The organism is Mycobacterium sp., assembly GCF_049683355.1.
In the GTDB taxonomy this organism is placed as follows: domain Bacteria; phylum Actinomycetota; class Actinomycetes; order Mycobacteriales; family Mycobacteriaceae; genus Mycobacterium.
Genome location: NZ_JBAUJB010000436.1, coordinates 20158 through 32678, shown reverse-complemented (window position 1 = coordinate 32678; position 12521 = coordinate 20158). Strand labels below are relative to the sequence as shown.

12 protein-coding genes are annotated in these 12521 nt (G+C 67.0%); 8 read left to right on the top strand and 4 right to left on the bottom strand.

Translation table 11 applies throughout. The features are described from left to right. The 5 genes from gap to ppc all read left to right on the top strand — a co-directional run. Window positions 1-773 (top strand): type I glyceraldehyde-3-phosphate dehydrogenase (gene gap / locus WA944_RS25085; RefSeq protein ID WP_526611449.1); only part of this gene is annotated, 773 nt, incomplete at its 5' end. A 36-nt stretch (window positions 774-809) separates the two neighbouring features. Next, the gene (locus tag WA944_RS25080; protein ID WP_526371708.1) at window positions 810-2021 is read left to right on the top strand and encodes a phosphoglycerate kinase; all 1212 of its coding nucleotides are present in this window, start codon (window positions 810-812) and stop codon (window positions 2019-2021) included. Between the two features lie 14 nt (window positions 2022-2035). Further along, the gene (gene tpiA / locus WA944_RS25075) at window positions 2036-2854 is read left to right on the top strand and encodes a triose-phosphate isomerase (protein ID WP_526371706.1); all 819 of its coding nucleotides are present in this window, start codon (window positions 2036-2038) and stop codon (window positions 2852-2854) included. A 10-nt stretch (window positions 2855-2864) separates the two neighbouring features. Further along, window positions 2865-3098, top strand: coding sequence for a preprotein translocase subunit SecG (gene secG / locus WA944_RS25070; protein WP_159229020.1), 234 nt, complete (start codon window positions 2865-2867; stop codon window positions 3096-3098). Window positions 3099-3158: 60 nt separating this feature from the next. Beyond that, window positions 3159-5975, top strand: a complete 2817-nt coding sequence (ppc, locus tag WA944_RS25065; RefSeq protein WP_526374288.1) for a phosphoenolpyruvate carboxylase — start codon at window positions 3159-3161, stop codon at window positions 5973-5975. 3 nt (window positions 5976-5978) lie between these two features. On the opposite strand, the gene WA944_RS25060 is transcribed toward ppc, so the two are convergent. Continuing rightward, window positions 5979-6350, bottom strand: coding sequence for an ATPase (locus tag WA944_RS25060; RefSeq protein WP_526374287.1), 372 nt, complete (start codon window positions 6348-6350; stop codon window positions 5979-5981). A gap of 50 nt (window positions 6351-6400) precedes the next feature. Here WA944_RS25060 and WA944_RS25055 point away from each other — a divergent pair, with 50 nt between their 5' ends. The 3 genes from WA944_RS25055 to WA944_RS25045 are packed head-to-tail and all read left to right on the top strand — an operon-like array spanning window position 6401 to window position 9244. Further along, a complete protein-coding gene (locus tag WA944_RS25055; RefSeq protein WP_526374286.1) occupies window positions 6401-7147 on the top strand; it encodes a (Fe-S)-binding protein in 747 nt (248 codons plus the stop codon). After that, window positions 7144-8631, top strand: coding sequence for a lactate utilization protein B (locus WA944_RS25050; RefSeq protein ID WP_526374285.1), 1488 nt, complete (start codon window positions 7144-7146; stop codon window positions 8629-8631). Before WA944_RS25055 ends, WA944_RS25050 begins: the two co-directional genes overlap by 4 nt. Continuing rightward, a complete protein-coding gene (locus tag WA944_RS25045) occupies window positions 8624-9244 on the top strand; it encodes a LutC/YkgG family protein (RefSeq protein WP_526374284.1) in 621 nt (206 codons plus the stop codon). Before WA944_RS25050 ends, WA944_RS25045 begins: the two co-directional genes overlap by 8 nt. A 73-nt stretch (window positions 9245-9317) precedes the next feature. Here WA944_RS25045 and pgl read toward each other — a convergent pair whose 3' ends face one another. The 3 genes from pgl to zwf are packed head-to-tail and all read right to left on the bottom strand — an operon-like array spanning window position 9318 to window position 12512. Next, the gene (gene pgl / locus WA944_RS25040) at window positions 9318-10046 is read right to left on the bottom strand and encodes a 6-phosphogluconolactonase (RefSeq protein WP_526374283.1); all 729 of its coding nucleotides are present in this window, start codon (window positions 10044-10046) and stop codon (window positions 9318-9320) included. Next, on the bottom strand, window positions 10043-10954 hold the full coding sequence (opcA, locus tag WA944_RS25035; RefSeq protein ID WP_526374282.1) for a glucose-6-phosphate dehydrogenase assembly protein OpcA: 912 nt from the start codon (window positions 10952-10954) through the stop codon (window positions 10043-10045). Before opcA ends, pgl begins: the two co-directional genes overlap by 4 nt. Before the next feature lie 28 nt (window positions 10955-10982). Continuing rightward, the gene (gene zwf / locus WA944_RS25030) at window positions 10983-12512 is read right to left on the bottom strand and encodes a glucose-6-phosphate dehydrogenase (protein WP_526374281.1); all 1530 of its coding nucleotides are present in this window, start codon (window positions 12510-12512) and stop codon (window positions 10983-10985) included. Window positions 12513-12521 lie beyond the last annotated feature (9 nt).

Below are 12521 nucleotides of genomic sequence, written 5' to 3'. Positions count from 1 at the left end.
TCAAGGAGGGCCCGTCCGCCCTTCCCTGGGGTGACCTGGGAGTCGACGTCGTCGTCGAGTCGACCGGCATCTTCACCGCCCGCGCCAAGGCGCAGGGCCACCTCGACGCGGGCGCCAAGAAGGTCATCATCTCCGCGCCTGCCAGCGAAGAGGACATCACGATCGTGCTCGGCGTCAACGACGAGAAGTACGACGGCAGCCAGAACATCATCTCCAACGCGTCGTGCACCACGAACTGCCTGGGCCCGATGGCCAAGGTGCTCCAGGACGAGTTCGGCATCGTCAAGGGTCTGATGACGACGATCCACGCCTACACCCAGGACCAGAACCTGCAGGACGGTCCGCACAAGGATCTGCGCCGGGCCCGTGCCGCGGCGCTCAACATCGTGCCCACCTCGACCGGTGCGGCCAAGGCGATCGGTCTGGTGATGCCGGAACTCAAGGGCAAGCTGGACGGATACGCGCTGCGGGTGCCGATCCCCACCGGTTCGGTCACCGACCTCACTGTCGAGCTGGCCAAGTCCGCTTCCGCTGACGAGATCAATGCCGCGATGAAGGCGGCCGCCGACGGCAGGCTCAAGGGCATCCTGAAGTACTACGACGCGCCGATCGTGTCCAGCGACATCGTCACCGATCCGCACAGCTCGATCTTCGACTCGGGTCTGACCAAGGTCATCGACGACCAGGCCAAGGTCGTCTCCTGGTACGACAACGAGTGGGGCTACTCCAACCGGCTGGTCGACCTGGTCGGCCTGGTCGGCAAGTCGCTTTGAGGGCGAGCGAAGCGACGGGAAAGTAGGTAGAGGGCGATGGGCATCAAGTCGCTCGACGACCTTCTCTCAGAGGGAGTGACAGGGCGGGGCGTGCTGGTGCGCTCCGACCTGAACGTCCCGCTCGATGATGGCGCGATCACCGACCCCGGCCGCATCATCGCGTCGGTTCCGACGTTGAAGGCGCTCAGCGATGCCGGGGCGAAGGTGGTCGTCACCGCGCATCTGGGCAGGCCGAAGGGTGAGCCGGAGCCCAAGTTCTCCCTGGCCCCGGTCGCGGCGGCGCTGGGCGAGAGGCTGGGCCGGCACGTCCAGCTCGCCGGCGACGTCGTCGGGTCCGATGCGCTCGCCCGCGCCGAGGGGCTCACCGACGGTGACATCCTGTTGCTGGAGAACATCCGATTCGACGGCAGGGAGACCAGTAAGGACGACGCCGAACGCCTCTCGCTGGCCAGGGCGCTCGTCGAGCTGGTGGGTGAGGACGGTGCGTTCGTCTCCGACGGTTTCGGTGTCGTGCACCGCAAGCAGGCCTCGGTGTACGACGTCGCCTCGTTGTTGCCGCACTACGCGGGAACGCTGGTCGCTGCCGAGGTCAAGGTTCTCGAGCAGCTGACCAGTTCCACAGAGAAGCCGTACGCGGTGGTTCTCGGCGGATCCAAGGTTTCCGACAAGATCGCCGTCATCGAGAACCTGGCCACCAAGGCCGACAGCCTGGTCATCGGTGGCGGAATGTGCTTCACATTCCTTGCCGCACAGGGACTCTCAGTTGGTAGTTCGCTGCTCGAAGAGAGCATGGTCGACACCTGCCGCAAGCTGCTGGACACCTACGGCGACGTGCTGCATCTGCCGGTGGACATCGTCGTTGCAGAGAAGTTCGCAGCCGATTCCCCGGCGGAGACCGTGGCCGCAGACAAGATCCCGGACGGCAAGATGGGGCTGGACGTCGGGCCGGAGTCGGTGAAACGGTTCACCGCGCTGCTGTCCAACGCCAAAACCATCTTCTGGAACGGCCCGATGGGGGTCTTCGAATTCCCGGCGTTCGCGGCCGGCACCAAGGGGGTGGCCGAAGCCATCGTCGCCGCCACCGGCAAAGGCGCCTTCAGCGTCGTCGGCGGTGGGGACTCGGCAGCCGCCGTGCGCCAGCTGGGCCTGCCAGAGGACGGCTTTTCCCACATTTCCACCGGTGGCGGCGCCTCGCTGGAATACCTTGAGGGCAAAGAGCTGCCCGGCATCCAGATCCTGTCGGACTGAACTAGGAGACTCTCGTGTCGCGTAAGCCGTTGATCGCCGGCAACTGGAAGATGAACCTCAACCATTTCGAGGCGATCGCGCTGGTGCAGAAGATCGCTTTCTCGTTGCCGGAGAAGTACTTCGACAAAGTCGATGTCACCGTGATCCCGCCGTTCACCGATCTGCGCAGCGTCCAGACGCTTGTCGACGGAGACAAACTGCGGCTCACCTACGGCGCGCAGGACCTCTCGCAGCACGACTCGGGCGCCTACACCGGTGAGATCAGCGGCGCGTTTCTGGCCAAGCTCGGCTGCACGTTCGCCGTCGTCGGGCACTCCGAGCGGCGGACCTACCACAACGAGGACGACGCGCTGGTCGCGGCGAAGGCGGCGGCCGCGTTCAAGCACGGGCTGACGCCGATCATCTGCATCGGTGAGCACCTCGACATCCGGGAAGCCGGCAACCATGTCGAGTACAACCTCGGTCAGCTCCGCGGCTCCCTGGCCGGGTTGTCGGCCGACCAGATCGCCGAGGCTGTCATCGCCTATGAACCGGTGTGGGCGATCGGCACCGGAAGGGTGGCCAGTGCGGCCGACGCGCAGGAGGTGTGTGAGGCCATCCGCACCGAACTCGCCGCGCTGGCGTCTGTCGACGTCGCTGCCGGGGTGCGGATCCTCTACGGCGGTTCGGTCAACGTCAAGAACGTCGGTGAGATCGTCGGTGAGGCCGACGTCGACGGTGCGCTGGTCGGTGGGGCGTCGCTGGACGGTGAGCAGTTCGCGACTCTGTCGGCCATCGCGGCGGGCGGCCCCCTCCCTAACCCGCAGCCCTGGGGCGCATCCCGCGCCCTGTAGTCTGGCGGCCATGGAATTGGCCCTGCAGATCATCCTGGTCGTGACCAGTGTGCTGGTCGTGCTCCTGGTACTGCTGCACCGCGCCAAAGGTGGCGGTCTGTCCAGCCTGTTCGGCGGCGGCGTGCAGTCCAGCCTGTCCGGCTCCACCGTGGTCGAGAAGAACCTGGACCGGTTGACGCTGTTCGTCACCGGTATCTGGGTGGTGTCCATCGTCGGCACGGCTCTCCAGATCAAGTACGGCTAGGCCTCGACGTCGCCGGCTCTCCACCCTGCACGCCGGCAACTCGCCGCCGATACTGGACACATGACTGAGGTTTCTGACCCGACGTCCGACGCTGCCCTGGAACCCATCGGAGCCGTGCAGCGGACCAAGGTGGGCCGGGAAGCCACCGAGCCGATGCGTGAGGACATCCGGCTTCTCGGTGCCATCCTGGGCGACACTGTGCGCGAGCAGAACGGTGACCAGGTCTTTGATCTCGTCGAGCGGGCCCGGGTCGAATCCTTCCGGGTGCGCAGATCCGAGATCGACCGTGCCGAGATGGCCAAGCTGTTCGACGGTGTTGATGTCCATCGGGCCATCCCCGTCATCCGCGCATTCACCCATTTCGCACTGCTGGCCAACGTGGCCGAGGACATCCACCGCGAGCGTCGCAGGGCGGTCCACGAGGCTGCTGGAGCGCCACCGCAGGACAGCAGCCTAGCCGCCACCTATCTGAAACTCGACTCGGCCGAACTCGACGCGGGAGCCGTTGCCGACGCGCTCGTCGGTGCACTGGTCTCGCCGGTCATCACCGCCCATCCCACCGAGACCCGGCGGCGTACGGTGTTCGACACCCAGCACCGCATCACCGAGTTGATGCGGCTGCGCCTGCACGGCCATGCCACCACCGAGGACGGCCGCAACGTCGAGCGTGAACTGCGGCGACACATTCTCACGCTCTGGCAGACCGCGTTGATCAGGCTGTCCCGGCTGAAGATCCAGGACGAGATCGAAACGGGACTTCGCTACTATCCGGCCGCCTTCTTCGAGGTGATACCGCAGGTCAACGCCGAGGTCCGAGCCGCGTTCCAGGCCCGCTGGCCGGGTGGCGAACTGCTGGAGGCGCCGATCCTGCGCCCGGGGTCGTGGATCGGCGGGGACCGCGACGGCAATCCGAACGTCACGGCCGACGTTGTCCGGCTGGCGACCGGCCGTGCCGCCTACACCGCGCTCGCGCACTACTTCGTCGAGCTGACCGCGCTCGAGGAGGAGTTGTCGATGTCGTCGCGGCTGGTGCACATCAGCGACGCGGTGGCCGCACTCGCCGAGGCCTGCCACGAACCTGCCCGCGCCGACGAGCCATACCGGCGGGCGCTGCGGGTGGTCCACGCCCGCCTGACCGCGACGGCACAACAGATACTCGACCGCCAGCCCGAACACGAACTCGACCTCGGCATGCAGGCCTACCACACGCCCGCAGAGCTGCTCGCCGACCTCGATGCCGTCGACGACTCGCTCCGCGGCAACGGTAGCGCCGTTCTCGCCGATGATCGGTTGGCTCGGCTTCGAGAGGCCTTGCGGGTGTTCGGGTTTCATCTGTCCGGCCTGGATCTGCGGCAGAACTCGGACGTGCACGAGGAGGTCGTCGCCGAGCTGCTGTCGTGGGCCGGGGTGCACGCCGACTATGTCTCGTTGAGTGAACCCGAACGCGTCGAGCTGCTCGCCGGGGAGTTGTCCACCCGTCGGCCGTTGACCGGTCCGGACGCCGAGCTGTCCGAGCTCGCGCACAAGGAGCTTGACATCATCGCCGCGGCCGCACGGGCGGTCCGCGTCTTCGGGTCCCAGGCCGTGCCGAACTACATCATCTCGATGTGCCAATCGGTGTCGGACATGCTCGAGGCGGCGCTGCTGCTCAAAGAGGCCGGGCTGCTGGACGCATCCGCGGAGCGGACGTACGCACCCGTCGGGATCGTGCCGCTGTTCGAGACCATCGACGACCTGCAGCGGGGATCATCGATTCTGGAAGCGGCACTTGACCTTCCGTTGTACCGCGCGGTCGTCACCGCCCGCGGTGACAGCCAGGAGGTCATGCTGGGCTATTCGGATTCCAACAAGGACGGCGGCTACCTGGCCGCGAACTGGGCGTTGTACCGCGCCGAACTCGAGTTGGTGGAGTCGGCGCGCAAGACGGGAATCCGGCTACGGCTGTTCCACGGCCGCGGTGGCACGGTCGGGCGCGGTGGTGGCCCGAGCTACGATGCGATCCTCGCGCAGCCGCCGGGCGCGGTGAAGGGCTCGCTGCGGCTCACCGAGCAGGGCGAGGTGATCGCCGCCAAGTACGCAGAACCCAGGATCGCGCGCCGAAATCTCGAGACCCTGCTGGCTGCGACGCTGGAAGCCACGCTGCTCGACACCGAGGGTCTGGGGGAGCTGTCCGAGTCGGCATACGAAGTGCTCGACGACCTGGCGGCGCGCGCCCAACGGGCCTACGGCGAGCTGGTGCACGAGACACCGGGGTTCGTCGACTACTTCAAGGCGTCGACACCGGTCAGCGAGATCGGTGCGCTCAACATCGGCAGCAGGCCGGCGTCGCGCAAGCCGACCACGTCGATCTCGGATCTGCGGGCCATCCCGTGGGTGCTGGCGTGGAGCCAGTCGCGGGTGATGCTGCCCGGCTGGTACGGCACCGGGACCGCCTTCGAGGAGTGGATCGCCGACGGCGACGACGGTGAAGCCCGGCTCGAGGTGCTGCAGGACCTGTACCGACGCTGGCCGTTCTTCGCGACGGTGCTGTCGAACATGGCGCAGGTGCTGGCCAAATCGGATCTCGGGTTGGCTGCGCACTACGCCGAACTGGTGGAGGACGAAGCGCTTCGGAGACGGGTGTTCGACAAGATCGCCGACGAGCATGAGCGCACGATCCGGATGCACAAGCTGATCACCGGGCACGACGACCTACTGGCCGACAACCCGGCGCTGGCCAGGTCGGTGTTCAACCGGTTCCCGTACCTGGAACCGCTGAACCATCTGCAGGTCGAACTGCTGCGTCGCTACCGTTCCGGCGACGAGGACGAGCTGGTTCAGCGTGGCATCCTGCTCACCATGAGCGGGCTGGCCACAGCGCTGCGCAACAGCGGGTAGCGATCACAGACCGGCGCTGCGGCGGACCTTGTTCACCGCGCCGCGGACCGCCTGTTCGGTGGCCGCCAGCGGGAAGATGACCGACTCCCCGATACCGACGATCCGCTCGACCCGAACGACGATGGCTTCCATCCGGTCGACCACCGCGTTCAGCCGGGGCGCCAGTTCGTTGATTCGGCTGATGGTGTCGTTGAACCGCTCCAGGGTGGCGTCGAGGTTGCCGGTGGACTTGTTCAGGTCTTCGAGGGTCTCGGTCAGACCTTCCAGGATGGTGTCGACCTGTTCGACGGTGACGTCGGCGTTCAGCGCCGCCTGGGCGAGCTTCCTGATCCGCTCGCCACCGGTCCGGACTGCTGGTCTGCCTTTGTCTGCCATGTTGGCCAGTATGACGCGTGCCGTCGGGGAGTCGGCTATGTTCCCCCATGATGACGTCTCGCAGGGTTGCGCTGTTCGCCACGTGCTTCAACGACGTGATGTGGCCAGAGACGCCCAAAGCGGTTGTGCGGCTGTTACGCAGACTCGGCTGCGACGTCGACTTCCCGGCCGGACAGACGTGTTGCGGGCAGATGTTCACCAACACCGGCTACGCGGAGGAGGCCATCCCCGCGGTGCGCAACTTCGCGGCCGCGTTCGCCGGGTACGACGCCGTCGTCGCACCGTCGGGTTCCTGCGTCGGGTCGGTGCGCCACCAGCACGGCGCCGTCGCGCGGCGCGCGGGTGACGGGCGGCTGCAGGCCGCCGTCGCGGAGTTGTCACCGAGGGTCTACGAGCTCTCGGAGTTCCTGGTCGACGTCCTGGGCGTGACCGATGTCGGCGCCTACTTCCCGCACCGGGTGACCTACCATCCGACCTGTCATTCGCTGCGGATGCTGCGGGTCGGTGACCGTCCGCTGCGGTTGCTGCGAGCGGTGCGCGGGATCGACCTCGTCGACCTGCCGGGCGCCGAGCAGTGCTGCGGCTTCGGCGGTACCTTCGCGATGAAGAACGCCGAGACCTCGGTGGCGATGGGTGCCGACAAAGCCGGAGCGGCACTTGATACCGGAGCGGAAGTCCTTGTGGCCGGAGATAACTCGTGCCTGGCGCACATCGGTGGGGTGCTGTCGCGTCAGCGCAGCGGAATGCGGGTCATGCACCTGGCCGAGATCCTGGTCAACACCGGGGGTGCGGCGTGAGCGACCGGCCGCACGTCGGGGTCACCGAGGCGTTTCTGGGGCTTCCGCAGTTCCAGACGGCGGCGAGGACGGCGCTGGCCGATCCGGTGCTGCGCCGCAATCTCGCCCACGCCACCGGCGCCATCCGTGCCAAACGCGCCGCGGCCGTCGGTGAGCTCGACAACTGGGAGGAGTTGCGGCTCGCCGCGGAAGCCATCAAGGACGCGGCGCTGCACCGCCTCGACGAGCACCTGGAGGCGTTCGAGGCCAATGCCACCGCCGCCGGGGCCAGGGTGCACTGGGCCCGGGACGCCGAGGAGGCCAACCGCATCGTCGTCGATCTGGTGCGGGCGCAGGACGCCGCCGAGGTCGTCAAGGTCAAGTCGATGGCCACTCAGGAGATCGAACTCAACGAGGCGCTGGCTGCCGCCGGGATCGCTGCGTGGGAAACCGATCTGGCCGAGCTCATCGTGCAACTCGGTGACGACTGGCCCAGCCACATCCTGGTGCCGGCGATCCACCGCAACCGGGGCGAGGTACGCGAGATCTTTCTGCGGGAGATGGGCAAAGTCGGCCGTGCGGCACCGGACGACCTGACCGACGAGCCGCGGCGCCTGGCCGAAGCGGCCAGGCTGCACCTGCGGGAGAAGTTCCTGCGGGCCCGGGTGGCGGTGTCGGGCGCCAACTTCGCGATCGCCGACACCGGCAGCCTGGTGGTGGTCGAATCCGAGGGCAACGGCCGGATGTGCCTGACGCTGCCGGAAACGCTGATCTCGGTTGTCGGCATCGAGAAGGTGCTGCCGTCGTGGCGTGATCTGGAGGTGTTCCTCCAGGTGCTGCCCCGTAGCAGTACCGGTGAACGGGAGAACCCCTACACGTCGGTGTGGACCGGTCCGGTCGCTGGCGACAGCCCGAAGACCGTCCACATCGTCCTGCTGGACAACGGCCGGACCCGGGTGCTGGCCGATCCGCAGGGTCGCGCCGCGCTGCGCTGCATCCGCTGCTCGGCCTGTCTGAACGTGTGCCCGGTCTACGAGCGCACCGGTGGCCACGCCTACGGCTCGGTGTACCCCGGTCCGATCGGGGCGGTGCTCACCCCACAGTTGCGCGGCACCGGCAGCGACATCGACAAGTCACTACCGTTCGCCTCCAGCCTGTGTGGGGCCTGCTTCGACGTCTGCCCGGTGCGTATCGACATCCCGTCGATGCTGGTGCACCTTCGGACCCGGGTGGTCGACGAACGCCGCGGGGGAGTGCCGTCCGGTGAGCAGCTTGTGATGACCGCGGCGAGCTGGACGTTCGCCGGACACCGGCGGTGGGCAGCTGTGGGCAGGGCGGTGACGATGGTCGGTAAAGCGTTGCGCAGCAAGCGATCAGGTAGCAGGCAGGTGCTGCGCCGACTGCCGTGGCCGGTGGGCGCCTGGTCGGAGGCACGCGACGCGCCGGTACCGCCGACGGAGTCTTTCCGGAGCTGGTGGCAGCGAACCGGCGGCGGCGATGAGTGAGGCGCGCGCCGAGATCCTCGGGCGGGTCCGGGCGGCACTGGCCGACCGACCCCCCGTGCAAGAGTTGCCGTGGACCTATGGGCGGGCCGTCGGCACCGGTGGCAGCGATATCGTCGCCCGATTCGTGGACCGCGTCGCCGACTACCGTGCGCAGGTGGAGCGGGCCGACGAGTCAGGTACCGGTGCGGCGATCGCGGCGGCGGTGCGGGGGTTCGAGCGGGTGATCGCCGATTCGGCGGTGCAGGACGCCTGGCCGGGCGCCGCCGAGTGGATCGTCGACGACGGACTCGGCGCCTACGACCTCGACCGGGTCGATGCGGTGGTGACCACCGCGACGGTGGCGATCGCGAACACCGGCACGATCATCCTCGACCACGGAGCGGGTCAGGGGCGGCGGGCGCTGAGCCTGGTCCCCGATGTCCATGTCTGCGTCGTGCGTGCCGAGCAGATCGTCGACGATGTTCCCAGAGCGGTTGCCCAGCTTGTCGACTCGGGACTACATACGCGACCGTTGACGTGGATCAGTGGCCCCAGCGCCACCAGCGACATCGAACTCGACCGCGTCGAGGGTGTCCACGGACCCCGCACACTGCATGTGGTGGTCGTCGACTAGCTTGCCGGAATTCCATTCCAGCAGGCTTGTACTCTGATCGAGTCTGCTGGAATGCAGTTCCGGCGCGAGGGGGTCAGAGCTTCGACGCGGCTTCCTCGTCGAGCAGCCACACGGTGGCCTCGCGTCCCACGGCGCCCGCCGAGGGGACGTCGACTGGATCAGCGCCGCCGACCGCCGCGGCCACCGCGTCGGCCTTGCCGGCTCCGGACACCACCAGCCAGACCTCCCTGGAGCGCTTCACCGCCGGCAGCGTCAACGTGATCCGGCGCGGCGGCGGCTTGGGGGAGTCCGTCACGCCGACGACCAGTCGCTCGGTCTCCCGCACCGCCGCAGTGTCGGGGAACAGTGAATTGACGTGGCCCTCGCCGCCCATGCCCAACAGGTGGACGTCGAACTCAGGCCCTGCTTCGAAGCTCTCATCCAGCAGCTGGGCGTATCCCTGTGCGGCCGCGTTGAGATCATCACCGAACTCACCGTCAGTGGCCGCCATCGCGTGCACGTTCGTGGCCGGGATACCGACGTGGTCGAGTAGCGCTTCGCGAGCCTGCTTGTCGTTGCGCTCGTCGTCATCGGCCGAGACGAAACGTTCGTCGCCCCAGTACACGTGCACCTTGTCCCAGTCGATCTCGTCGCTGCGCTCGCCGACACGTTTGAGTAGCGCAATGCCGGTCCCACCGCCGGTCAGCACGATCGCCGCCACACCACGCGCAGCGATAGCCTCGATGATCGCACCGACCAGGCGGTCACCGGCCGCGGCCACCAACTCGGCACTGTCGGAGTAGGTTTCGATGATCGGCGTCATACGTACTGCACCTTGTCCATTCCGGCCAGCGCCTCGTGGTAGATCTCATCGGCATCGAGTCGGCGCATGTCTTCAGCCAGACACTCCCGGGTCTCTCTGCGGGCCAACGGGACCAGCGTGTCCGGTTTACCCGTACGGGTGATGGACGCGGTGATTCCCTCCTGTGGACGACTGAGGGTGATGGTCTCACTGGAACGAGTCAGTTCGACTTTGAGATCACCGACGGCGCGACGCACCTGCCCATCGATACGTCTCGCCAACCAGCCGGCAAGGACGTCGAGGGCGGGTTCGGTCTTGAGCCCCGACACCAGCGCCGAGACGACCGGCTCGTGCGGTGCCTGATCCAGCGCCGAGGTCAACAGCGCCCGCCAGTAGGTGATCCGGCTCCAGGCCAGGTCGGTGTCTCCCGCTGTGTAACCCCCGAGACGGCTCTTGATCGCCTCCAGCGGGTCGGGGCCGTTGGTCGCATCCGTGATGCGGCGAATCGCCAGCTTGCCCAAGGGATCTTCGGCGGGAACGGGGGGAGCGACATCAGGCCACCACGTCACCACCGGGGTGTCGGGCAGCAGGAACGGTGTGACCACACTGCTGGCGTGCCGGGCCAGCGGGCCCGACAGACGCAGCACGACTACCTCGTTGGCGCCGGCATCCCTACCGACACGCAGCTGAGCATCGAGCCGGGCTTCGTTGGCGAGCCGGTCGCCGGGAGTCACCACGATCACCCGACAGGGGTGCTCACGGCTGGCCGCGTTGGCCGCCTCGATCGAATTCTCCAGCAGCGCTTCAGTGTCCGGTGCGATGACCAAGGTCAGAACCCGCCCGAGCGTGATGGCGCCGCCCTCCTCGCGGAGCGCCACGATCTTCTTGTTGATGACATCGGTGGTGCTGTCCGGCAGGTCGACGATCATAGTCCTCTGTTCCTCGCGCAAGCGCTCGTCACGGCCTTCTCCATTCGCGGCCGGACCGCTGCAGCATCTCGAACGCCGATTCGGGACCCCAGGTGCCGGACTCGTAGGTGTCGGGCTTTCCGTGGGACTCCCAATACTCCAGCGCCGGATCCAAGATCTTCCAGGCCAACTCGACTTCCGCGTTGACCGGGAACAACGACGGCTCCCCCAGCAGCACATCGAGGATCAGCCGCTCGTAGGCCTCCGGTGAGTCCTCGGCGAACGCCGAGCCGTAGGAGAAGTCCATGCTGACATCGCGGACCTCCATCTTGTTGCCCGGGATCTTGGAGCCGAATCGCAACGTGATGCCCTCGTCGGGCTGTACCCGGATCACCAACGCATTCTTGCCGAGTTCTTCGGTCATGGTGGCGTCGAACGGCAGATGCGGTGCGCGTTTGAAGATCAAAGCGATCTCGGTCACCCTGCGGCCCAAGCGCTTACCGGTGCGCAGATAGAACGGCACGCCCGCCCAGCGCCGAGTATCCACATCCACCGTGATCGCGGCGAACGTCTCCGTCGTCGAGCTCTTGGAGAAGCCCTCTTCGTCGAGCAGGCCGACCACCTTCGCTCCGCCCTGCCAGCCCGCGGCGTACTGACCCCGCGAAGTGTTGAGATCCAGCGGCTCGGCCAGCTGGGTCGCCGAGAGCACCTTGATCTTCTCGGCCTGCAACTCCGACGGATGAAAGCTGACCGGTTCTTCCATGGCGGTGAGCGCCAGCAGCTGCAGGAGATGGTTCTGGATCACGTCACGTGCTGCGCCGACGCCGTCGTAATAGCCGCCACGGCCGCCCAGTCCGATGTCCTCGGCCATCGTGATCTGGACATGGTCGACGTAGTGGGCGTTCCAGATCGGTTCGAACATCTGGTTCGCGAAACGCAGCGCCAGGATGTTCTGGACGGTCTCCTTGCCCAGGTAGTGGTCGATGCGGAACACCGACGACTCGGGAAAGACGCTGTTGACCAAGTTGTTCAGGTCCTCGGCGCTCGACAGGTCGTGGCCGAAGGGCTTTTCGATGATCACCCTGCTCCAGCACCCGTCCGGCTTCTCGGCGAGCCCGGACCTGGAGAGCTGCTCGAGCACTTGGGGGAACGCCTTCGGCGGGATGGACAGATAGAACGCGTGGTTGCCTCCGGTGCCCCGCTCTGCGTCCAGCGTGCGCAAGGTTTCGCTCAGCTGATCGAACGCACTGTCGTCGTCGAACGTGCCCTGGACGAACCGGAAGCCCTCGGCCAGCCTGTCCCAGACCTCCTGGCGAAACGGGGTACGCGCATGCTGTTTCACCGCGTCGTAGACGACCTTGGCGAAATCCTCGTCGGCCCAATCTCGTCGCGCGAAGCCGATGAGCGAAAAGCTCGGCGACAGCAGACCACGGTTCGCCAGATCGTAGATCGCGGGCATCAGCTTCTTACGCGCGAGATCGCCCGTGACGCCGAAAATCACCACCCCGCAGGGGCCGGCGATCCGCGGCATACGCTTGTCGCGCTTGTCCCGCAACGGGTTGTGCCACGGCTGGCTCATAGCTGGCCG